General features: G+C 60.0%; 17 protein-coding genes and 2 pseudogenes. 4 read left to right on the top strand and 15 right to left on the bottom strand.

The genetic code is table 11. The features are described 5' to 3' along the window. Window positions 1-185: 185 nt before the first annotated feature. From AC56QQ_RS32170 to AC56QQ_RS32190, 5 genes are all read right to left on the bottom strand, one after another. A complete protein-coding gene (locus AC56QQ_RS32170; protein WP_497101046.1) occupies window positions 186-377 on the bottom strand; it encodes an exopolysaccharide production repressor protein in 192 nt (63 codons plus the stop codon). 40 nt (window positions 378-417) lie between these two features. Continuing rightward, complete coding sequence (fdxB, locus tag AC56QQ_RS32175) at window positions 418-735, bottom strand: ferredoxin III, nif-specific (protein ID WP_497100482.1); 318 nt, start codon at window positions 733-735, stop codon at window positions 418-420. Further along, window positions 732-935 carry a CCE_0567 family metalloprotein gene (locus tag AC56QQ_RS32180; protein ID WP_497100481.1) on the bottom strand — a complete coding sequence of 68 codons (204 nt, stop codon included), beginning with the start codon at window positions 933-935 and terminating at the stop codon, window positions 732-734. The genes fdxB and AC56QQ_RS32180 overlap by 4 nt, the downstream gene beginning before the upstream one ends. A 1178-nt stretch (window positions 936-2113) precedes the next feature. Next, complete coding sequence (locus AC56QQ_RS32185; RefSeq protein ID WP_497100480.1) at window positions 2114-3481, bottom strand: lysine N(6)-hydroxylase/L-ornithine N(5)-oxygenase family protein; 1368 nt, start codon at window positions 3479-3481, stop codon at window positions 2114-2116. A 1097-nt stretch (window positions 3482-4578) separates the two neighbouring features. Continuing rightward, window positions 4579-5700 carry a TlpA disulfide reductase family protein gene (locus AC56QQ_RS32190; RefSeq protein WP_497101045.1) on the bottom strand — a complete coding sequence of 374 codons (1122 nt, stop codon included), beginning with the start codon at window positions 5698-5700 and terminating at the stop codon, window positions 4579-4581. 791 nt (window positions 5701-6491) lie between these two features. On the opposite strand from AC56QQ_RS32190, the gene AC56QQ_RS32195 reads away from it, so the two are divergent. The 3 genes and pseudogenes from AC56QQ_RS32195 to tnpC all read left to right on the top strand — a co-directional run bounded on the left by AC56QQ_RS32195 (window position 6492) and on the right by tnpC (window position 8922). Beyond that, window positions 6492-6878, top strand: coding sequence for a transposase (locus AC56QQ_RS32195; RefSeq protein WP_497124691.1), 387 nt, complete (start codon window positions 6492-6494; stop codon window positions 6876-6878). Then, window positions 6875-7219: an IS66 family insertion sequence element accessory protein TnpB gene (gene tnpB / locus AC56QQ_RS32200; RefSeq protein ID WP_023693549.1), complete on the top strand. Its 345-nt coding sequence runs from the start codon at window positions 6875-6877 to the stop codon at window positions 7217-7219. Before AC56QQ_RS32195 ends, tnpB begins: the two co-directional genes overlap by 4 nt. Before the next feature lie 75 nt (window positions 7220-7294). Continuing rightward, window positions 7295-8922 (top strand): annotated as a pseudogene (gene tnpC / locus AC56QQ_RS32205) (IS66 family transposase). 1330 nt (window positions 8923-10252) lie between these two features. Here tnpC and AC56QQ_RS32210 read toward each other — a convergent pair. The 9 genes from AC56QQ_RS32210 to nifH all read right to left on the bottom strand — a co-directional run bounded on the left by AC56QQ_RS32210 (window position 10253) and on the right by nifH (window position 20103). Beyond that, entirely contained in the window at window positions 10253-10897 is a 645-nt protein-coding gene (locus AC56QQ_RS32210) for a universal stress protein (protein WP_497100478.1), read from the bottom strand. 337 nt (window positions 10898-11234) lie between these two features. Next, window positions 11235-12050 carry a response regulator transcription factor gene (locus AC56QQ_RS32215; RefSeq protein WP_497101044.1) on the bottom strand — a complete coding sequence of 272 codons (816 nt, stop codon included), beginning with the start codon at window positions 12048-12050 and terminating at the stop codon, window positions 11235-11237. Next, window positions 12050-12529, bottom strand: coding sequence for a NifX-associated nitrogen fixation protein (locus tag AC56QQ_RS32220; RefSeq protein ID WP_497124596.1), 480 nt, complete (start codon window positions 12527-12529; stop codon window positions 12050-12052). The genes AC56QQ_RS32215 and AC56QQ_RS32220 overlap by 1 nt, the downstream gene beginning before the upstream one ends. Window positions 12530-12544: 15 nt before the next feature. After that, window positions 12545-13036, bottom strand: a complete 492-nt coding sequence (nifX, locus tag AC56QQ_RS32225) for a nitrogen fixation protein NifX (RefSeq protein WP_489859508.1) — start codon at window positions 13034-13036, stop codon at window positions 12545-12547. After that, window positions 13002-14384 carry a nitrogenase iron-molybdenum cofactor biosynthesis protein NifN gene (gene nifN / locus AC56QQ_RS32230; protein WP_497124597.1) on the bottom strand — a complete coding sequence of 461 codons (1383 nt, stop codon included), beginning with the start codon at window positions 14382-14384 and terminating at the stop codon, window positions 13002-13004. The genes nifX and nifN overlap by 35 nt, the downstream gene beginning before the upstream one ends. A 9-nt stretch (window positions 14385-14393) precedes the next feature. After that, complete coding sequence (nifE, locus tag AC56QQ_RS32235; protein WP_497124598.1) at window positions 14394-15884, bottom strand: nitrogenase iron-molybdenum cofactor biosynthesis protein NifE; 1491 nt, start codon at window positions 15882-15884, stop codon at window positions 14394-14396. A gap of 62 nt (window positions 15885-15946) precedes the next feature. Beyond that, window positions 15947-17488 (bottom strand): nitrogenase molybdenum-iron protein subunit beta, encoded by a 1542-nt coding sequence (gene nifK / locus AC56QQ_RS32240; RefSeq protein WP_497124600.1) that lies wholly within the window; start codon window positions 17486-17488, stop codon window positions 15947-15949. A 129-nt stretch (window positions 17489-17617) separates the two neighbouring features. Then, complete coding sequence (nifD, locus tag AC56QQ_RS32245; protein ID WP_497124601.1) at window positions 17618-19111, bottom strand: nitrogenase molybdenum-iron protein alpha chain; 1494 nt, start codon at window positions 19109-19111, stop codon at window positions 17618-17620. A gap of 98 nt (window positions 19112-19209) precedes the next feature. After that, window positions 19210-20103: a nitrogenase iron protein gene (gene nifH, locus AC56QQ_RS32250; protein WP_013533491.1), complete on the bottom strand. Its 894-nt coding sequence runs from the start codon at window positions 20101-20103 to the stop codon at window positions 19210-19212. Window positions 20104-20697: 594 nt separating this feature from the next. On the opposite strand from nifH, the gene AC56QQ_RS32255 reads away from it, so the two are divergent. Continuing rightward, entirely contained in the window at window positions 20698-21915 is a 1218-nt protein-coding gene (locus tag AC56QQ_RS32255; RefSeq protein ID WP_258599972.1) for an MFS transporter, read from the top strand. A gap of 353 nt (window positions 21916-22268) precedes the next feature. Here AC56QQ_RS32255 and AC56QQ_RS32260 read toward each other — a convergent pair. Continuing rightward, window positions 22269-22971, bottom strand: a pseudogene (locus tag AC56QQ_RS32260) (IS6 family transposase). Window positions 22972-23433: the final 462 nt, after the last annotated feature.

Raw genomic sequence — 23433 nt, forward strand, 5'->3', positions numbered from 1 at the left:
TTCTTGACCTGTCAGATCGATGCCCCTTGTTGGTCCAAAGTGGCGTGAACGTGAGTTCCGGTCTGTCACTACGCCTCAACAGAGCGTCGACACACCGCCATCAGGACGAGCTGAGGGACATCTGAACATTCATTCCTCAACTCGTCATCTTATGGCGGCTGGTTTCCAACTGCGTTGTGAAAGGCTTATTTTACCTCTGCGCGACAAGCACAGCTGGACCTCCAGAGCAGAAAGAGCACGCTGCCGAAATAGACCATCTGGAGCAGCAGCGAGCAGGCCAGCGTCGTGACGACGGCTAGACGGATCGACTGCGACGCAAAGTAAACGGTCACAGCATTGCAGCACAAAACCAGCGCCAGGAGCCGACAAAAGATCATGTAGTTCAAAGCCGTTCTCCTGTCTAGTTAATCATGCTGCTCATGCTGCGATCTGGTCGGCCGCAACATGCGTCTGGCAGTTCTTTGGGCAGACGCGGCCGCAGGCTCCGCAGCCAATGCAGCGGCCGGCATGATCCACTATCATGATCATGCGATTGAGCTCGCCGTCGAAGTCGTCGTCCTCCCCGTCGCAGATGCCGAGGATTTCACCCGCGTCATCCACGCCGTGAAGATGCATGACCTCGCGTGAGCAGACCTTGAAACAGCGGCCGCAGCCGATACAAGTCTTCCCATCTATAGCGGTCAGATATTCCGGCACCCATATGGAGCCGTCGCGGCTGATGAATGTGCTCCTCATCGTAAATTCTTCATTTTGGCGAGCTCTCTCCTGGCACCATGCAACTCGGCATAAACGGCGTGCGCTTTCTCGGCGACTTCCTCTATCTCAGTCCATTTGACCGGAAGACCCTCGGCAAGGTCGCGCAAGTTCGTCTTAGCAATAGCCGCGCGCAGTTGAAGCTTTCGGACTTCCTTCACCATCTCATCCAGATTTGACATGATCCTTCCTCGATAATCGGTTTCTTCACGCCCGCGCAAAGTCGGGACAGGGAATAGCTGCAGTCGCATCGTCGCCCAGTTTCGTACCGGCGCATCCGCAAGTTTCTGCAAAGTCTCGAAGCCGAACCGATGGACGCCTCGACAGAACGACTAACTGCCCGAGCATGAAAAGCACTGGCCCCAAGCCTCAATCGGTTTCGTCTTTGTTGGCGATGTCATCACGCCTGAGCGCTCCTCGCTCGCAATCCCCCACCGCGGTGGGAAATATGTCGAGCCTACACAGCAGGATCGCCGGGGATCTTAACGCTGCAGCTTTTTGGTGATGATGAAGTCGGCCAGCAGCTCGGTCCCCGATTTGCACTTGGCATGAGCCGTCCTGAGCACGGATCAGCGGCAGGAGCCTTTGAATGAACGGTCGGGCAGGGTCCGCACTCGGTCGCCCAAAATTCAACAAGATACACCTTGCCCGACTGAAAGGTCGTGAGGGGCTCGCCACGCAGCCAGGCGTCCACCTTGATTGGGGGAGCCGGGGACTCAATACGCAACACCATGTTGTTCTCCAAATTCCCACACCTTTCCTGGCGTGCATGCGCGAGCTGCTCGTTCTCTCAGCAGCGGAACACACGGATCAGCAGACGATCAATCCTCTTTAGTGTTCTCATGCGGTCAGCCCGACGAGTCTTGCCGCATCTCAAGCAGCAAAGGCCGTGCCAGCACGCTCAGTACGCAGTAAGGGCATGATTAGGCTTCGAAAAACCTCACAAACCCGGCGGGGCCGGTTGTTTTAGATCCGACATGTTTTCCGCCGGCTGTAAGGTTTTGGACACGCATCACTCCTGCATCAGACACTTGGGAGACAAAGCAGCTTGGCTGCCTTGCCTGCGGCAAGCTGGCCTCGGCTCGTAGAACAGCAGCACTTCGGCGCCTTTCGAAAGTGCGCGGGCAACCCCAAGACTGGCTCCCGCGTGCAGCGACTGACTGCCGGCCGGTTTTTTGGATCAGCCTGTCTCCGAAAGCCTGAAGCCGGGGTCGAGGAGGCCCGATGCGTCGAGTGCGAGCTGCCGCCGGATAGCGCCTATGCTGTTTCGCTAGACACCGGATGCCGCATCCACACCGGCCTTCAGCGAAGGCGGACAGCATTCCTTAGCGGCCCCCGCCGATGATCAGTCGTCGACAAGTCATATCCCGCTGCCCATTTCTTCTGCGACGGGGTGGGGCCAGCTCTCGACGGAGGTAGGTCTGATGAAGCCGGGATGCTCGGGGTTCGCGTGCGCCGCGCGCCCCAGAAGGCTGTCGAGGATGCGACGCGCTCGCAAGGCCAGCAGGCTTAGATTTGGATCAGCCAGCCCGCGCTCCCCGAGGGTCGCGTTCTGTACGAAGATGCGCCTGTCACGCGGTCCGTCCCAGCCCACCGAAAAATCCTCGCGAATGGCCAACTCATTGTCGATATGTCCCAGCCGGTCCGCCATCGGTTCCAAGAAGTCTGGTACCGCGTTCTCGTAACCGGTGGCCAGGATGACGATGTCGGCCGTGACTTCGTCGACCTCCTCCATGCCGTGCTGGAGGGTCAGCCTGTGACCCGCGCCGAGGTTGATGCAGTGTGAGACGCTGCAGCCCGGCAGCAGCGTGATTTCGCAGTGGTTTGTTAAAAACGCGTGGCGGTATAGCGCCTGATAGATCGCGCGCAACGTGTTTTCCGAAATGCCGTCGGAAGCAAGCACGAAACGCCTCAGGAACAGTTTGCGCTGCGACTCGTTCATTGCCGCGAAGCGATCCGAAAAGCAGGCCACGAACAACTCGTTGGTAAACTGGCTGTTGTCGATGGGCAGATAGTTTTCGCGCTCCGAGACCCAAGTGATCGATCGAGGCCGCCGCTCTTTTGGCGGGCCGACAAGGTGCAACAGCACCTCGGCTCCCGACTGGCCTCCACCAACCACGCAAACGTCCTTTTTCCAAACCTCAGGATGGATGTGCAGTAAATCCGATGAGTGGAACAGGTTGCGCCCAGTCCAGCCCTGAAACTGAGACGGAATCCGCGCCTGCTTGCCGATGCCGACCACGAGGTCTCTAGCGCCAAAAACTGCGTCGTTCGTCCACACCCGAAACTCGCCGTCAAAGCGGATTTCGCGCACAGTCTGGCCGCCGCGGACAAGCGGGTTCCTGTGGAAGGCCCAGTTCAAGTATTGCTCGAACTCAGCTCTGGGTACGGCCTCGAATTGTGCATTCAAGAAGTGGTACAGACGCCCGTTCTCGTGCAGGTAGTTTACGAAAGTGTAGGCTGATCGCGGATTCACCAGCGTGACCAGATCCTTGAAGTGGCTGACCTGGAGCTCCGAGGAATCGAATGCGCGGCCTGGGTGCCAGCGGAAGTCGACCTGCCGATCCAAGAACAGTGCCCCTCGCCCCATCTGCTCATGTATTTGACACGCAAGGCTCAGATTAGACGGTCCAGCACCCACCCCAATGCAAGAGAGGTCCATTTGTCTTCCTCCTGTAGGTGTTTTCCCAATCAGGCGATGTTCGCGGCGAATATCGGCCATGGCCATTGGGCTTCCCCTCTACGCGGGCATTCTCGACCTCGGTGCCGCTGTCCCCGCTGTCGTGTGGTCGGCTGTGAAGCCCATGGATCCCAGCCAAGTCATGAGATCGACACTCATTTCGGCGACTTGTGGGGCGTTGGCGGGATCGAGATAGGTCGGCCCGCCTCGATAACCGCGTCGCGATCAGCGAGATGGTTTCCAAGCCTATTCCCTATCGGCCGGCCTGGCCGGGCCGATCCCACGTTAATGCCGTCCCTTGGCCGGCCTTGGACACTTCCTGACCGTGATGTCTTCCGCGACAGCCCAAATTCGCCTCGAACATCTCTTCCGCGCAAATCCGGTCGAAGGTCACTACGAAGTTTCACTTCCAACGTTCGGCAATTGGTCCGCCCTGTGTTGCACGGACACACTTAAAGCGGGCACGCCGCAGAACTGGCGAATTGACCAGGGGTCCATTCCACATGTGATCCCTTTGCGATCTTTGCTCATCAGGCGATTGCGCTTTGATGTTCAGGAGCCTTGTTTTGCGGAACCACGCAAAGCTTCGCGTAGCAGGCCTTCTCACCCGTGTAGTTGGCCAGGGCTTGGAGCAGTCCGGCATCGTGTCCGGATCACCCAGAGATTTCAGTGCCACCTCGATCAACTCGATCGCGCGATCTTTGTTGCCGCTCTCATAATAGTATTGAGCGACCGGGACGTACCAAGACACGGCCTCGAACTTTTTGTCGATCGCATCCTCAACTAGCTGGCGCATAGCTGCGCAACACCATGTTGTTCTCCATAGCTATTCCACACCTTCCTGACGTTTATGCGCGAGCTGGTTCTTCTCTCAGAAACGGAACACACCAGTTACCAGACCATCAATCGTCTTGCGTGTTCTCATGCGGTCAGCCCTCACTCAGCTCAACGCGCAAAGGCCGTGCCAACTTGCTGGCTCAGCAACTGTGCGGTGCACCTTGGGAAACCGATCTTGATTAGTCCTCGACTGCGAGGTTCCCGACCGAGCTCGAGAAGATTGCTTCCGCCTCAATCGGTCGGAGGTCATCGCATGATTTGAAGCGCCAACTTGCTAACAATCATGCAGCCCATGCTGCATGTCTGACTCATGAAGCGACCGTTTCGGGATCGTTGTTTTGCGGAGCCACACAGAGAGGGCCGTGACAGACCTTCTCCCCCTTGTAGTTGGCCAGCATCTGCAGCAAACCCGGTAAAACGAATTCCTTCACGTCGTCGGGAACAGGCTCGGGCAGCGACTTCAGTGCCAGCTCGATCAAGTCGATCGCGCGCTCCTTGTCGCCGCTGTCACGATAGTACCGAGCGACTGCTGGATAGGACCACAACCGATCGAGCTGGTCTTTGGCGGGATCCAAGGCCAGGATCTGTTCGGACAGGTCCTTGCCCATCGCAAAGCGGGCATCAGACGGAATGCGCGAATGGTCGGTCCATGGGTGGAAGAGTTGGTCTAAGGCCATGGTCATCCAATGCTCGGAGTTTCTGGCGATCGCGTCGCGAACCAATTTGTGCATGACGCGCAAGCCGTTCGGAATGTCCTGCATGCTGTTAAGCACCAGATGTACATGATACAGTCGCAGATCGACGTCGTCCGGCACCAAGGCGATACCCTCTTCGATTGCCGAGAGCGCCGTCTTCCAATCCTCTTTCTCAACCGCAGCTCCAAACTTGGCCAGGATCGGCTTTCTCAACGCTTGCCGGCGCGCTTTGGGTTCCTGTTTGGCGATTCGCTCCTTATCCGCGGCTTTCGCTTCGTCGCTGCTGCGCCAGCTGCCATTGAGAACTTTCGGTAAGACGGTATCGAGGTCAGTAGGATCACCAATGAAGGCTATGTGGCCATCGCGGTCTACTATGAATGTCGTGGGAATCCCGGTTGATAAGCTTGGCTCCATCCAAAGCTTCTTCATTTCACCGGTGGAGTCGAACGCGATCGGAAAGTTCAGATTTGGGAACTTGTTCGTCAACCAGGCGTCCAACCCGCTTCGGGCCCCCTCTGTCGTTGCTGCACGTTCGCTAGCCGCGACGCCAACGACCTCAAGTCCGCGGTCCCTGAATGTTTCCTGCAGCTGCATCAGACGGGGCATCGCCGCCACACAGGGGGCGCACCAAGTCGCCCAAAATTCGACGAGGTACACTTTGCCGGACCGAAAGTTCGTGAGGGGCTTGCCACGCAACCAGTTCTCCACTTTGATCGGAGGAGCCGGGGACTCCATTCGAAGTGACGTGTCGTTCTTCAAGCGATTCTCACTTTCGTGGCTTTATGCGCGAGCTGGTTTTTTCTCAGAAGCGGAACGCACGGGTCAGGAGACCATCGCCCGCCTTGCGGCTTGCAGTCAGCCCTCACCACAGGGTCGCTGCATCTCAGGTCGCAAAGGGCGTGCCAACCCTCTCACCACGCAGTAAGCGCTGATTGCTTCGATAAAGCGCAACGGGCCAAACACGGCCGGTGTCTTGAACCTGACATTTTTTGTGTCGGCGTCAGGTATTTGACATGAGTTAGTCCTGCGCGAGCTGCTTTAGGACAGTGAAGAGCTTGGCTTATCTCGACTGAGCAGATTGAGCTCGGCTCAGCGAGCAGCACCACGACGCAGGATTCGCTGGCGATCTCCACGGCCTGGCCTCCTATTATGGCAACAGTCTGCGGGCCCACTTGTGTTACCTCTATCCATTAGCCCCTCACGATTGAAATGCCGTCTGGGGCCATGAGTTTGTCGAGATCGGTCGCTTGCCCTGTGGCGCATTACAGGTGCGGATATAGGCCTTTACCCTCCCCGCAGCCATTCTCGACCTGGGTGCCGCCGGGTTTGCGAGAGTTTATCCTTGCCTCGTATTGTCGGAGCCGAAGCTCATGGGAGATCCCTAATGCCGGCGACGGTGGCGCGTGAGCGGGATAGCCCAATGTCTGCCTGCACGTCGTCAGCGAGAGCGTAAGCGCGTAGGCATCCCCACGTAGCGTGCAGGCGGTTGATCGCTCATTTTCAGCATGAATCATGCGGAGAATCCTATGAGCGACAGTATGAGCCATCATCGAACATTCGAGATTTTGACGGCGGAGCCTGTGCCGTCCCGACGCAAGCCGCGCCATCGGTCGGACGAAGAGAAGGCACGGCTTGTTGCCGAAGCGTTCTCGCCAGGGGGCAATGTGTCGGCGGTTGCGCGTTCCGAGGAGCTGGACCCCTCGCACCTCTATGCTTGGCGCCGCAAGGCGCTTTCGTCGGGCATGGTTGCGCCACTAACGGAGGCAGCGAGCAATCCGGCGAAGTTCACGCGCTTTGAAGCGGTGGGCAGCGACACGGTGGAAATCGTCATTGGCGACGCAGTGGTGCGCGCCGGCGGCTATGTCGATCCCGATCGCCTGGCGAGGATCATCCGCGCGGTTCGCAAGGCATGATCGCTTCCGGTGTGGTGGTTTACGTGTCGTGCCAGCCGGTCGACTTCCGCAAGGGCGCGGCTTCTTTGATGGCGCTGGTCAGGGATGGCGGCCTGGACCCGTTCTCGGGGGCGCTTCACGTATTCCGTTCGAAGCGTGCGGACCGGGTTCGCATCGTGTGGTGGGACGGCAGCGGGGTTTGTCTTTATTCGAAGACTCTGGAAGATCACAGCTTCTGCTGGTCTGCGATATCGGCCGCGCGCATGCGTCTCGACCACGCCCAGCTGATGGCGCTTCTGGCCGGGTTAGACTGGAAAAAGATCCGTCCGGCCAGGGTCAGGCGGCCGTTATCGACGGGCTGAAACCGGCCTGCGGCAAGATGAATCATGCGACTGGAACGGTTGGGAAAGCGGCTGTTTTTGTGCTTTGTTGCTTGCATGGTTCTACCGGGTCTTGCCCTTCCCGACGACGTTGATGCGCTGAAGGCGATGATCCTTTCCATGGCTCGCGAGCAGGCTGCGAGCGAGGCCCGGATCGTAGTCGCCGAAGCTCGAATCGCAGCATCCGAGGCGGAGGTCTCCCGGCTGAAGGCCGTCGAGAAGAGCGCCCACGAGCGGATCGCCAATCTCACGTCGATCCTGAAAGTTTTGCAGCGCACGCAACATGGCACGCGTTCCGAGCGGCTACGCCTGGCCATCGACGACGAGCAGGTCTCCTTTGTCTTCGAGGAGGTCGAGACCGGCCTTTCGGCGATCCGGAGCGAACTTGCTCACGCGGCTGGGGACAAGCCGAAGCGAGCCCCGCGCCCGCGCAAGGGTTTTGCCGCCCACCTCGAACGCATCGAGGAAGTTATCGAGCCGGAAATCCCGGGCGACTGCGAGGGGCTGGAAAAGGTTCTGATTGGCGAGGATCGATCCGAGCGGCTGGACGTCGTGCCCCCGAAGTTCCGGGTCATCGTCACGCGCCGTCCCAAATACGCTTTCCGGGGCCGTGACGGCGTGGTCCAGGCTCTGGCGTCGGTGCACATCGTTGAAAGCGGCCTGCCGACGGAGCGGCTGCTCGCCTATATCGCCGTGTCGAAATACGCCGACGGCCTTCCGCTTTACCGGCAGGAGACGATCTATCTGCGCGATGGCGTTGAACTCAGCCGGTCGTTGATGGCGCAGTGGATGGGGCACCTGGGCTTCGAATTGCAGATGCTCGCCGATTACATCCTTGAGCGCGTCAAGGAGGGCGAAAGGGTCTTCGCCGACGAGACGACCTTGCCCACCCTTGCCCCCGGAGCGGGGAAAACCACGAAGGCCTGGCTATGGGCCTACGCACGGGATGATCGACCCTATGGTGGAACCAGTCCGCCAATGGTTGCCTATCGTTTTGAAGACAGCAGAGGCGCGGATTGCGTGGCGCGCCACCTCGCCGGATTCAGCGGTATCCTACAAGTGGACGGCTACTCGGCCTATACCAACCTGGTCAAGGCACGGGCCAAAGCCGGCAGCAATGAAACAATCCGGCTCGCCGGGTGCTGGGCTCACCTGCGGCGCAAACTCTACGACCTGCACATCAGCGGGATCTCGCAGGCCGCGACGGATTCGATCATCGCCATGACCGAATTGTGGAAGGTCGAGGACGAGGTTCGCGGCAAGGATGCCGGAAGCCGCGCTGCGCTTCCGTGGCCATTGTCGCGAGCCTCTTCGATCTATGGGAAGCGGAACTGAGCAAGGTCTCCGGAAAATCCAAGACCGCCGAGGCGATCCGCTACGCGCTCGCCCGGCGGGAGGCGCTGGAACGCTTTCTGATGGACGGTCGCATCGAAATCGACTCCAATATCGTCGAGCGTGCAATCAGGCCCCAGACAATCACGCGAAAGAATAGTCTATTCGCCGGCAGCCAAGGCGGTGGACGAACCTGGGCGACGGTAGCCACCTTGCTGCAAACCTGCAAAATGAACAGCGTCGATCCGCTCGACTGGCTCTCACAGACCTTGACTCGCATCGCTCAAGGCTGGCCGGCATCCGAGATCGAAATGCTCATGCCTTGGAACTTTAGGCCTGACGTTATCGGCTGACCGCTTACGCGAGAGCTTTCGAAACCCATCGTTGATTCCATCGGGCGGAGTCGCCCGCCTCCCCTATGACGCGCCGATGTTGACCGGCTTGGTGACCAGCGAGAGTACGGGATTCAATGCGGCGACAGCATCCGTCGCTCAGCTTGATCATGGGAGGACATCCGTTGATTCGTTCGGAAGCTCCGCTGCATCGAATGCGCCGGAAGGAAACTATTATAAACACAAAGGGCAGCAGGTTGTGATCTGTCGGGTGGGCGTGTCGCCAATCGGCAGGTCCACCTCGGTCGGACGGAATAATGCCAGTCTATCCGGATCAGCGACTGGTTCCTCCTGAGTTCGCGGCCTACGTCGTCAATGCCTTCCGCCCTTCAGACGTTCTCCTTCCCGACACGCCTGAAGGCAGCCCTCAACCCTCCGGACCGAATGCGTCTCGCCGGTAGCGAAAACAAATGGTCAGACTCGCGGCTCTGCAGGATGCGCCAGGAAGCGCTTACATTGAATGGTGGACCGTGGGCATCAGAATTAGGAGGACTCCGCTCTACCTTCCGTCTTGCGCATGACCTGGAGAGATTTCCGGTTGGCGTCGCCTCCCGAGCGACGCTTTTTCATGTTCGTTACTCTCCGTAAAATCGATTGTTTCGATGAAGCCCATCAACGGTATGAATGCGGGCCACCGGATGCGATCAAGAACCCTAACCCAGAGCCCAATACCAATTATCGGCGCAACGCGCCTGCAAACTCAACGCTCGACCTGCCTATGAGAAAACTGCACGATGGGGGATGCGATCGCCGCCAATCGGAATCGCCCGACGCAGCACGGGCGAGATGAGTCGATTGCCGAGAAGGAGATAGGTCAGGCTTGAGAGATTGCTGGCCTTTTTCGTGCTGCTCCAGTTGGTCCATTCGGCAGCGTGCTCGTACTCGATTGCCACTGACAACGGGGGCAGCCGGGAACAGTGGCCATGTCCACCGCTACTGACCGACCATTAAAAGGCTATTGCCTTGGCCGAACGGCGGTGCTGGCCGCAGCAAAGGGTCCGAACTCGGCCTGCCGCGCAGAAAGCCTCTCTTTCTCGACTTCCGCCAACCCACGAAGCCGGGCCTAGATGGGTCTAGCAGCATCCCTGCGCGGCCTTGGTCTCCGCGCAGCGGAATCATCTCGGGCGAGCAGTACCCGACAGCAACTCAAGACCGGACGTATTCCCGATGGCGCCACCCAGCACATTGGCTCCGAGGAGCTTCGCGCCGCCGCGATCTCTCTCCCGATGATATGAATAGGTCACCCAGGGGAGTAAAGCTTCGAATAGCGTGGGTGCAACTTCGGAACCAGTCAGCGCGTCAAAAACAGCGGCAATGTCGGCTTCTCAACCATCCATCTCGTCACACCGCCAAAGAGCCGCTCACGCAGCCGACGGCTGCCATAAGCGCCCATGACTATCATGTCTGCGGACGTGTCGATTGCGTGCTGCGCGAGCACCGTTGCCACCGGTTTACCGGCGCTCGGCAGCCGATCAACCGACACCCGAGCACCGTGCCGAGTGAGATAGGCAACAATATCGGCTCCAGGCTCCGCGCCGTTCCCGTTGTAGTTCGCCTTCGGATCGACCAGGGCAACACGAACTTCCTCAGCAGCGCATAAGAGACCCAGCGCTTCCCGAACCGCACGGGACACCTCGAGTCGTGAATCCCAACCGACCAGGACGTGCCGTGGCCACAGGGTCGCCTTAGCGCCGTTCGGCACAATAAGCACCGGTTTTCCCGTGTCGAATAAGCTGCCATTGATAACGAGAGGTCCGACAATACTGTCGTTGAGAAGTGCGGGGCCGACCATTGTCAGGTCGGCGCAGAGCGCACGCTGTCGAACCACCTCACCGACGCCGGTCGCTTCGCAATAATCCGTATCCACGTCATAGGAAAGGCACATCGCTCTTAGCAGTCTCTGGGTGTCTTTGTAGCGTCTTTCCAGTCTGGCCACGTCCTGTGTAAATCCATCGATTTGCCGAAACCGGTCGTTCAATGTTGGCCATTGCCTGTCCATGTCCCATAGGCCACTCGGGGACACCAACTCCGTTCGGCGGATACGACATAACGAGCATCGGAGCCGGTATAATCCGTACGGAAAGGTGCGCGCCGACTTCGGCACACAAGCCGGCAGCAGTTCTGACGTCCTGATCGGAATGGTCAGCGCCGGTCACAGAGAGTACAGTTTTGAATGCCATTTGCCTGCCCTGCTCTGCGTGTTCGTTTTGTGGCGTTCTGGCTGCAAGACCGGCTCACAGCGCGAGAGTGGGAGTGCCACCCCGGCACTTGATTCAGTCGTCCCGCTTCTCGAGCGAGTAGCCGGCCGACCTCACGGTGCGAATGACGCTGCCGGGCGAAGCTGACTTCAGGGCTTTTCTTATCCGGCTGATATGGACATCAACGGTGCGTGGACCGACATGGACGTTGTCGGGCCAAGCTCTGCGGATAAGCTCATCCCGGCTGAAGACCGTGCCGGGAGCTTCAATCATAAGCCGCAGCACGTTGAACTCGATGAGTCCGAGGTGAATGTCGTGGCCATTGCCGCGAATCCGGCGGGCATCCACCTTCATCTCGAGGCCGCCCCAGGTGAGCCAGCCGCCGTTTTCAAGACCATTTGCGCCCCGCTTCGGCAGCGCCAGCCTCGCCCGTAGACAGTCGAGGAGCTTGGCCGGGTCGATCGGCCGCACAAAGATCTCGTCAATGCCAGCTTTCAGGAGATCGAGGTGCTGGTCCTCGGCGCCGCGCGCGATCAGGGCAATAACGGGCAGGTCGGCCGTCCGCGGCTCCTCCTTGAGGCGGGCGCAGATTGTGGCTCCCGTCGCGCTTGCTGGGACGCAGTCCAGCACGACGGCGTGGAACTCCCGTTGTTCGGCCAATACAAATGCTTCCTTCGCGCAGCCTGCCTGCTCACTCGCGAAGATGTCCGCCTCCAGAATGTGGCTATAATTCAGATAGAACTCCGCATCTTGCGAACAGATCAGGACGAGTGGCTTCATCGGCGCTACCCCAAGAGCCCCCTCATCGACCTGGCCCGCCTCGGCTTCCGTGGGCTGGCCATCGCGGCTGCTCAAGATTGTCATGGCCCCTTTGCTCGAAACCTGCTTCATCACGCACGCGCCACCTCGGGATAGGTCTCGATGGTGGCGATTGCGTCGTCGACCAGTTTCGTACCGGCCTGAGTGAGCTTCTGGTACGTCTCGAAGCCGAACCGGTGGACATCGCGCAGGGTCTTCGACAGAGCCACCAACCGCCCGGCCGTGAACAGCACCCGCCCGAAGCCTTCATGGCTCATCTCCATTATCGGCGATGCCATCAGCCCGCAGCGCTCCTCGATCGCAAGCCCAACAGCGGTGTAGAACATATCAAGCCTCCACAGCACGTCCGGATCGGGATCGCCGATGATCGGGATTGCACGGCGCTGTTCCTTACTGATGATGAAGGAGGCCAACAGCTCGGGCTCCGCTTTGCCTTCCCACGCTCCGTAGGAGTCCTGAGCACGGATTAGCCGCACGAGGCATTTCAGGAACGGGCTGGCAAGCGCCACCTGATCCTCGGCGACAGCAGGGCTAACCACAGGGTCGGACATTTTCGCCTCCTCATTTCAGTCGTCGTCCTCAAAGGACGGTTTCGCGACGCCTGCCTCAGCCAGCAGCTTGCGCACCCAGGGGGGAGGACACGTTCTGAGCATCACCTGCGTGCGCAACAGCACATCTTGGATACTCTGAGGCTGCGGAACCTTGAGCGGATAGATTTTTGCCGAAACAAGCTTGGCTGCCGAAGGTCCGCCGATTGCCAGACAAAACAGGAGGTGGCAGCCCTTCAGTGCTTCCACCTTCGGTGTGATGCGGTCATCGCCCTCGGTCCGATGTTTCCCACTTTCGTCGGAGACGTCGTCGAAGGCCACGGCTTCCACGAGGTTCCACTCCTCGGGCGTCACATCGTAGATGACAAAGCGCCTGGCCGAGCCGAAATGCGCATTGAGCTCCTTCATGTCTTGTGTTGCGATTGCCACGCGCAAGGCGCCTGCTTGTCGTTCACGCATTGGATCTCGGCCCTCGTCAGTGACCAGTGAGAGGCGACGGACGGGCCCCATCTTGCGTTTCTCGCTTGCGGAATGGATCAAGTTTCTCGGGCGTCGGCGCATGCCGGTTGGCCTGGAACATGTTGGCGACCTCGAAAACCAGATCACGGGTCCCTTGATAGAGGATTGAGAGCTTGTGCTGGCTGCCGAGCCGGTCGAAGACGGGGAAGCCGACGCGCATGAGCGGAATGCCAAGACGTTGCGATGCCTGGCGTCCATGTGAATGGGTGACCAGAAGATCAGCCCCGCCGGCAAGCGCTTCCAAATCGCTGAGATCGCCGATCTGAATCGAGGCCGCCGGTACTTTTTCCAGAATTTTCGACATATCGGTCGTGGCGACCGCCGCCGCGATTTCGGAGCCCATGCCGGTGAAGAAGGTCGCGAGTTGATAGAGTTGGTCTGGTTCAGCAGCGATCGCAATTTTCTTGCCTCCGAAATGGAAATGTCCGTCGAGCAACGCATCCTGCAATTGCGCCCGTCGACGGCGCACGCTGGCCGGCACAGACTCGCCAGAAATCGCGGACAGCAGGGAAAAGAACTGATCGGCGCCCTCCAGTCCGGTCAGCGACTGGAACAGCACGTAAGGGACGCCGGTCATCTTCTGCAGCACCTCGGCCGGGTGACGCATATGCTCGCCGATAGCGATGCAGTGCTCGGCCGCGCCGAGCTCGCGGATATCCTCGATGCTGGTGCCGCCATAGGTGGTCGGGACCCAGTGGTCTGGTACAGTGCCGTCAAGCGAGCCTGAGACGTCCGGCAAAATCACCGGCTGCAGCCCAAAGCTTTCAACCATCTCGCGCAAATGCTCGATGTCAGCCACGGTGAGATTCCAGCCGGGCAGGATCGCGATCTTCTTTGACTGGCGCGCCCGCTCGCCCGGTCGCGTCATGACTTCGATCATCGCGCTGACAGCCGTGGCCCAGCCCTGTTCGATCGCGCCGTCGAAATCCGGCGTGTTGGCCAGTACGATCTCCGTACCCGCGAGTTCTTCCGCCCGTTTCAGCCTGATGTCGGCAATGTCGCCTGCGCAATCTTCGCCACGGGTTTCCACCAGGGCCGTCGTGCAGACCCCGATCAGCTTTGGGTTCGTGCGGGTCTTCAGGTTGAGGATCGCCTCTTCCAGATTGTCTGACCCGCCGAGGATGGTTGTCACTTCATCCATCGCGGTGGTCTGTAGGGGAATCGCTTCCTTGAAATGCCGCACGAAGAGCACGAGCGCGAAGCTGGTGCAGCCTTGGATGCCGTGGAATAGCGGCACTGCGCCGTCGATCCCGAGAAAGGCCAAGGCAGCACCCAGCGGCTGCGAGGATTTCAGCGGATTGACCGCCGCTGATTTGGTCTGGGGAAGGATGCGCGCCATCGGCTTTCCTCAACACTCGCCGCAGTCGCGGGCCGTCGTGCGGGCGACTTCCTGGACAGCGTGCAGGCTCGCCGTCTCGCTCGTTGTGCTCGGCGGTTCGTCCTTCATGGCAGGCTGGCAATCCCACGGTGCCGGTTCCCGCACCTGGCGCCAGATCGGGTTGTGAATGGCGAGGTCGATCTGGCGTACGAGTTCCACCATGCCGTCATAGCCGGCGTAAGGGTGTTGGCGCTCCTGGTTGATGTCGAGCCAGGGCGTCTTGGCCTTAAGCGCGATGAATTGCGTGCGCCCGCCCGACAGCATGATGTCGGCCTTGTGTTCTGAGAGCATGGCGTAAAGCTCGCGCGCTGCCATCTGCTCGAACATGTGGTTGTCGTCCTTGAGGAGCTGTTTGATGCGCTCCTTGTCTTCGACAGTGGATTTCTTGACCGAGGTGCCGACGATCTCAATGCCGATCTCCATCAGCGCATGGACGACCGACCAGGACTTCACACCGCCTGTATTGAGCAGCACGCGCTTGCCTTGAAGCCGTCGCCGGTAAGCCTCGAGCTTCTTCCACGCAATCGCCTCCTGCTCAGCGATCAGCGTCTCTGTGCGGGCGAGGATCTCTGGATCAGCGCCCTTCTTCACGAGCAGCTCAGCAATGTTGCGCAGTGCTTCCGAGGTGTCGGTGATGCCGTAGAAGGAGCCTTCGAAGAACGGGATGTCCCAGCGCTCCTCCATCTTGCGAGCCAGATTGATGAGCGCGGTCGAGCACACCATCATAGCCGCCCGGGAGCGGTGCGCAGAGGCAACGTCGAGGTAGCGCGCATCGCCCGGAATGCAGGCGCGCACCCGGATCCCGAGCCGATCAAGGAGCGGCTTCACCAGCCAGAATTCGCCGGAGAGATTGAATTCGCCAAGGATATTGATGTCGTACGGCCCAGCGTCGTCGGGCTCGACCGTGCCGATGACATGGTCGAGCAACGCCTCGGCGGCGAGCTTGTTGCCGAGGTTCTTGGAGCCGACCAATCCCGGCGCATTGACCGGCACCACGGCCAAGCCGAATTTTTCCCCCGCGCGCTTGCAGACCGCTTCGATGTCGTCGCCGATCAGCGCCGTCACGCAGGTCGAATAGACGAAGATCGCCGGCGGCGCATAGGCTTCCTTGATCTCGCGGATCGCCTTGAAAAGCTTCCGCTCGCCCTGCCCCATCACCACGTCGAGTTCGGTGAGGTCGGTCGTGAAGCTCGTGCGCCACAGCGATGCCCCGGAGGAAGCGGCGCCGCGGTTGTCCCAGGAATTGCCCTCGCAGGCGAGCGGCGCATGGATCAGATGCGCGACGTCGGTGATCGGCTGCAGCACGATCTTGGCGCCGTCAAAAGCGCAGCCGCCGGCTGCCGCGCCCGGCGTCAGCGGCTTCGAACAGCCCTCTTTGCGCGCCTTGGCATCCTTGCCGCGGTTCTTATCGCAGGCGGGCTCGTTGAAGACATCCTGGATTTTGGCGCTGGGCGAGGACATGGCGTCGGTCTCCAAGGTCCGTTGGGCAGCGGACGGCTCCGGCGAAAAGCCGGCAGCCGCTGTTAGCGGGTGAGATCATAGGAATAGTCCGTCACGCCCGTCTCGCTCGTCTCGCGATCGAGCTTGTCGAAGATCTTGTCGAGGATCGTCGTCAGCACGCGCAGCCCGCCTTGGTAGCCCATGAGCGCAAAGCGATGGTGATGGTGCCGGTCGAAGATCGGAAACATCAGCCGGATCAGCGGCGTGCCGGTGTCGCGCTCCAGATACTTGCCATAGGAATTGCCGATCAGCAGGTCCACCGGCTCGGTGAAGAGCAGCGAGCGCATCGCCCACAGGTCCTTGCCCGCCCAGACCTGAGCGTCCTTGCCGAAGGGCGAGGATGCAAGCAGTTCCTTCATCTCGGCTTCCCACGCCGAGGTGCCGTTGGTGGCGAGGCAATGTGTCGGCTCACCGCCGGTTTCCATCACGAAGCGCGCCATGGCATGGACGAAGTCCGGATCGCCGTAGATCGCGTATTTCTTGCCATGCAGCCAGGACTGACTGTCAGCCATGGCGTCAACCAGTCGGCCGCGCTCCAGGCGGATTGTCTCAGGGATTTCCTTGCCGGAGATCGCCGATAGCTCCATCAGGAATTCGTCGGTCGCCTGGACCCCGAGCGGGTAATGGAACGAGGCGGTCGCTTGCCCGACTTGCTCGCAATATTCCAGCGTTTTTCGGGTGTTGTAATACTGCAGCGAAAGTGTCGCCTCGGCGTTGAGCGCCTCCTTCACGTCTTCGATCTTCGTGCCGCCGTCATACATGCGGTATTCGCCGTCCGACGGGGTGTCGAACTGGTCAGAGGCGTCCTGGATGAAGGTGTAGGACACGCCCATCAGGTCAAGCAGGCGTTTGAGTTCCCGGTTGTTGCCAACGCAGAAGCCGTCGAAGCCCGGAATGATGTTGATGGTTCCCTTGGCTTCCGTGCGCTCCTGGCCTTTCCAGAAGTGCTCCAAAATGCCTTTGACCATGCCGTCATAGCCATCGACATGGCTGCCGACAAAGGCTGGCGTATGGGCAAAGGGCACGTCGAAGTCGCGCGGGACCGAGTTTTCGTCCTTGGCGTTCTGGATGAAGCTGTGCAGGTCGTCGCCAATGACCTCCGCCATACATGTGGTCGAGACAGCGATCATCTTCGGGTCGTAGAGCTGGTAGGTGTTGGCGAGCCCATCGACCATGTTCTTCAGGCCGCCAAATACCGCCGCATCCTCGGTCATCGAGGAGGAAACCGCCGACGCAGGCTCCTTGAAATGGCGCGACAGGTGCGAGCGGTAATAGGCCACGCAGCCCTGGCTGCCGTGGACGAAGGACATGGTTCGCTCGAAGCCCGCGGCCGCAAACACCGCACCCAGCGGCTGGCAGGCCTTGGCGGGGTTCACGACAAGCGCTTCGCGGGCGAGATTCTTTTCGCGGTATTGCCACGTCTTGGTGAACTCGCGCTGATCGGTAACGATCTGATCGGCGTGCGGACATTCGAAATTCAGCTTCTTCTCGGCAAGCATCTGCCTATATTCCGGCTCACGGAACAGGGGGGCGTGGTCGAGAACTTTTTCAGCCGACTGCGGCATGGGTGGTTACCTCTTTCATCTGGGCGCCATACGGCAGCTCAGGGACGTGAAGACGTTTCAGGTCTCCCGCGGATCACGCGGCCGCGGGCGTTCGTCGTCTCCCTGGGGAGACCAGGCTAAAGTCAGGTGTTACTCGGCAGCCATCGCCCGCCCACGGGACGGGCTTTCTTTCCAAGGCGCCTGGTAGAGGCCCCAGACCGGATTGTTGATGGCAAGGTCCACGTCGCGGGCGAAAATGGCAAAGCCGTCATAGCCGTGATACGGTCCTGAATAATCCCAGGAGTGCATCTGACGGAACGGTATGCCCATCTTCTGCACCGGGTATTTTTCCTTGATGCCCGAGCCGACGAGATTAGGGCGAACCCCCTCGATGAACTTTTCCAACTCGTAACCGGTAACGTCGTCATAGATCAGCGTGCCATTCTTCACGTAATGGCCCGTGCGCTGATAGTCGTCGTTGTGGGCGAACTCATAGCCGGTGCCGACGATCACCATGCCGAGATCCTCGTAGGCGGTGATGACGTGACGGGGGCGCAGGCCGCCGACATAAAGCATCACGGTATTGCCTTCGAGGCGCGGCCGGTACTTGGCAATGACCGCATCAACGAGCGGTCTGTACTTGGCGATGACCTTCTCAGTCTTCTCCTCGATTTCGGGCCCAAAATGCTTGGCTATGTTGCGCAGAGAGGCTTCGATCTGGGAGGGCCCGAAGAAATTGTACTCCATCCAGGCGACGCCATACTTTTCCTCCATGTGCCGGCAGATGTAGTTCATCGACCGGTAGCAGTGGATGAGATTGAGCTTGGCCTTCGGGGCGCGCTCTATTTCGGCGAGGGTCGCGTCGCCCGACCAGTTGCCGACCACGCGCAGCCCTATCTCCTCGAGCAGGATGCGCGAGGCCCAGGCGTCGCCGCCGATATTGTAGTCGCCGATCACGTTGACGTCGTACGGGCCGGCCTCGAACTCCACGTCCTTCTTCTCGAAGACCCAGTCGCGGATCGCATCGTTGGCGATGTGATGGCCGAGTGATTGCGAGACGCCGCGGAAACCCTCGCAGCGCACCGGCACGATCGTCTTTTCGTGCTCCTTGGCCTTGTTCCGCGAAACTGCTTCGGTGTCGTCGCCAATCAGGCCGATCGGGCATTCGGATTGCACGGTGATGCCATTGTTCAGCGGAAACAGATCCTCGATCTCGTCGATAATCTGTTCCAGCTTCTTGTCGCCGCCGAAAACAATGTCCTTCTCCTGGAAATCGGAGGTGAACTGCATTGTCCCGAACGTGTCGATGCCCGTCGTGCCGACGTAGTAGTTGCGGCGCTGCGACCAGGAATATTGCCCGCAGCCAACCGGGCCGTGCGAGATATGGACCATATCCTTGACCGGACCCCACACCACGCCCTTTGAGCCGGCATAGGCGCAGCCGCGAATCGTCATCACGCCCGGAATGGACTTGATGTTCGATTTGACGTCGCATTCGGAAAGGACCTCGCCAGCCTCGTTCCCGCTCTTTGCGACGCTGAGGTGCTTTTTGCGGCGCTTCGCCGCCTTGTCGGGATATTGCGACAGCACCTCCTCAATAAGCTTCGCATGGAGAGCACCGTCATTCTCGTAATCCAGGCTCATGGGACCCCTTTCAAGGTATTTGGTGACGCCTCATCGATGAGGCGCCGTTCTTTGCAAGGCGGCCAGCTCAAGGCGGCGCCTCGTGTCGGCAGCGCTCGTTACTGGGCGGCCGCCTTCGCCGCTTCCTTGGCCTGAAGCTCGGCAAGCATCTGCTCGTCGGTCTTCATGATGCCGAAGTCGAGCAGCATGTCCTCGAGCTCCTCCATGGTGATCGGGGTCGGGATGGTGCCCTGGCCAGAATTGGCATGGATCTTCTCGGCCAGCGCCCGGTATTCCCCCGCCTGCTTCGAATCCGGCGCATACTGGATCACAGACATCTTCCTGAGTTCGGCGTGCTGGACGATGTTGTCGCGAGGCACGAAATGGATGAGCTTGGAATTGAGCCTGGAAGCCAGTGCTTCGGCAAGGTCGAGCTCGCGGTCGGTTTGGCGCTCGTTGCAGATCAGGCCGCCGAGCCGCACGCCGCCCGAATGGGCATATTTCAGGATGCCCTTGGCGATGTTGTTGGCGGCATAGAGCGCCATCATCTCGCCGGACATGACAATGTAGATTTCCTGGGCCTTGCCCTCGCGGATCGGCATCGCGAAGCCGCCGCACACCACGTCCCCGAGCACGTCGTAGGAGACATAGTCGACATCGTCATAGGCGCCGTTCTCCTCGAGGAAGTTGATCGAGGTGATGACACCGCGGCCGGCGCAGCCGACACCCGGCTCCGGGCCGCCGGATTCCACGCACTTGATCCCTCTGTAACCTACCTTGAGCACGTCCTGGAGTTCGAGGTCTTCGACCGAACCTTCCTGTGCCGCAAGATGCAGGACCGTATCCTGCGCTTTCGAGTTCAGGATCAGGCGGGTGGAGTCGGCTTTCGGATCGCAGCCGACGATGAGGATCCTCTGCCCGAGGTCGACAAGGGCGGCGAGCGTATTTTGGGAGGTGGTGGACTTGCCGATGCCGCCCTTGCCGTAAAAGGCGATCTGACGCAGACCTGACATTATAGATTTCCTTCCTTCGTTCCATCCATCGCGGCTGCCCGCGACATAAATGCCGATGGGCAGCTCTCGCCGCCTCGCACCAAAGGGTTTCAAGACTCGTGCCAACTTTTCCGATGCATAGCTAACTGGGATCTTCCTTTTTCTTTTCAGCTGGTTAGCTTGGGCTCTAACAAGTGCTCGCTGCCAGATAAATGATGGTAGGAACAAGCCGTGTAGCGGACCCGACAATGCCCGACACAAAGCGTCAGCTTCGAGCCGCTACCAGAAGTTGGGCCTTCGAGTCAGAGCCAATTTTGGCTGCCTAAAGGCGGCGGGCATAGCGACCGGCTTTGCGTCGTTCCCGCCGCGCAACATCAGACGTGCTCGGAGCTGCTTGCGCATGGCTGGTTCGAGACGGACGGCGACGTCGGCATGGAACGGCCTGACGAGTTGCCTCCCGACGATGACATCCTCGTCCGGCACGGAGAACCGGCACCGAAATTGCACGCCCCACTGTCACAACATGTCGGGCAGCGACGGCGCGCTTCTGGCTTTAATTCGGGTCATCGCAGCCAACCCATGTTGCAGCGCAACGCAAACCTGGCGAGCATATTCATGACCGGATCCACGACAGGCTTCATGGGTGCTGTTCCGCAAGACCCAGAAAAGCCGGATCAACGGTCTCGTCCCGCATGGGGTGCGGTCATTTCGCTTGCCTTGGGCACCTTCGGGCTGGTGACGGCAGAGTTTCTGCCTGCCAGCGTGCTGACGCGGCTCGCGCATGATCTCGGTATCACAGAGGGCGTCGCTGGACAGACGATGACAGCGACGGCGATTGCTGCGGCGATCTCGGCGCCGACGATGGCCATCATCACAAAGCGCCTGGACCGCAGGATCGTCCTGTGGGCGATGATGCTGCTTCAGATCCTGTCCAACATTCTGGCGGAAGTCGCGTGGTCGCCGACGGTCTTCCTGGCGGCACGTGTCGTGCTCGGCATTGCGCTCGGAGGCTTCTGGTCGATTTCGGCATCGCTAGCCATGCGGCTCGTTCCAAATCACCTTCTGCCGCGCGCCATGTCAATCATCCTCGGCGGCGTTTCGGTCGCTCTCGTATGCGCGCCTCCCATCGGCGCCTATCTCGGCCACATCTGGGGATGGCAGGCGCCCTTCATGATCACCGCGGTCGTTAATGCCGTTACACTGCTTGTGCAGTTGGTAACGATGCCGACGCTGCCTCCCGTTGAAATGGCTGGATTCCGCAGTCTGCTGGATGTGGCCAAAAATCCGACCATCAAGGTCGCACTTTTGGTCGTACTGCTGGTCGCTTCTGGGCACTTCGCCAGCTTCACCTACATCCGGGCCTTCCTCGGGACCAATCCCGAGCTCGATATCGAGGAGATCTCGCTACTGTTGCTCGTTTCTGGCATAAGCGGCTTCTTCGGCAGTTTAGCCGGAGCATTCCTGGCCAAACACAGTCTCAAGGCGGTCGCGGCCCTGCCATCCCTGCTTATGGCGATAGCCGCTATCTCGTTGCTGATGCTTGGAGCATCGACCTTTGCCTCGGCGATTGCGGTTTCCGTATGGGGCTTTGCCTTCGGTGCGGTGCCGGTGGGGTTGCAGACTTGGATGGTGCTGCGTGCCGTTCCCGAGCAGGCCGAAAGCGCCGGCGTGCTGATGACCTCAGCGTTCCAGGTAGCCATCGCAGCCGGCGCGATTTTCGGCGGACTACTGGTGGATGCTTCCGGCGTCACCAGTGTCTTTGCCTACACCGCGATTGCCACATTGCTTGCGGCCCTCACAGTGTTCCTATTCGGCCCGAAACGCGCAACCTAACCTCCTGATGGGAGAGAAGCTCAGCGCTGAGGTGGAATCGCACCAGCCGCGCGACGCGGTCCTGCCCCCGATACTTTTTCGATCCGGGCCTTCGTCTCGCCTATCGATAGGCCACATGGATTGCGGCTACTGCCCTTTCCGCGTGGGGCCGACCAGGCATGGACCAGCGCCGGCGCCTCGCCGGCCTTCACCGTCCGAGACTACAGGGAGCGATCAGCGTTCGGCCGGGCGGAGTTGGTCAGGTTGCGCAGCCCGGCCGAGCGCGGATCGCGTTTGCCAGCTGATGGGTGAATACGCGCGGTGGCGCTGTCACATTGTTTGAAGCGTGGACGCGCGGAAGCCCACAGCTGTTTTCAGGCAATCTGCAACGCCGCGGCCTTCCATTCTGCCATGGCATTGAGGCGGTGAGTTCGGATCTGCGTGGCGGACCTGTTTGAGCGGGAGGGGACAAAGAGATTGCGTATGGCGGAGAAGACGGAGACGAAATGCTGAAGGGAGCCAATGCTGGAAGCCTTGCCGAATTCGCTCCGGCTTTCGAAACGGCAGGTGAGAGTTCTCCGCCCGGTTGTTGAGGCCCTTGTGCGACCGGTGCTCGATATCGGGCATGACCTGACGTCTTGCCGCTGAATAGGAGCGCAGCTTATCGGTGACGATACGCTTCGGCGACAGGCCTTGCTTCTTCAGCAGACGAATGAGCAGACGCCTGGCCGCCTTGGTATTGCGGCGGGTCTGCACGATCTCATCCAGCACATAGCCGTCCTGGTCGACGGCGCGCCACAGCCAGCACCGCCTGCCGTTGATGCGCACGGCTACCTCATCAAGATGCCAGACATCGTCTTTCGATGGCGCCTTGCGGCGCAGGCGACGTGCATAATCGGGACTGTGCTTCTTTCCCCAGCGGCGGATGGTCTCGTAGGAGACGACGATCCCCCGCTCCAGCAGCATTTCTTCAACATCGCGCAGGCTCAGCCCGAACCGGTAATAAAGCCAGACGGCATGAGCAACGATTTCGATCGGAAAGCGATGGTTCTTGTAGGTGGCGCATGCTTCGACCATGCCAACCTGACTTATCGTCAAACCGTTAAGCCAAAATCAATGTGACAGCACCTGCCCCCGTCATCGCACATCGGTATCCACGCTTCGTTAAGTTGACGATGCCGTCGCGGTCGAACGATCAGTGGGATGGATCGCTCTCTCGATCTGACATGTCGCCGTCCGTCTCGCCGCCGGTCTGTGGGTCGTCGGGCGACGGATCAGCCCTCGTCCTTTGGTGCGAATGTCTCGTCCAAATGGTAGCTCAGGGAATGTGCGGATGCATCCATGATTTGGATGATCCCGATCCAAACAATCAATTTGTTCAATTTATCAGCCTTCGCGAAAAGCTGACTGCGGTCCCACAGCGTTGCTGGCGCACATACGCACGCAGGAGGCGCCTCAGGTACTCGACAGCGTCCTAGTTGCGGCCCGGGTAATCTGGGTGCGTTCAACGCGCGGGGCCCGTGCATTGATGGGTAGCTG

This window comes from Mesorhizobium sp. RCAM 05099, from assembly GCF_059683685.1.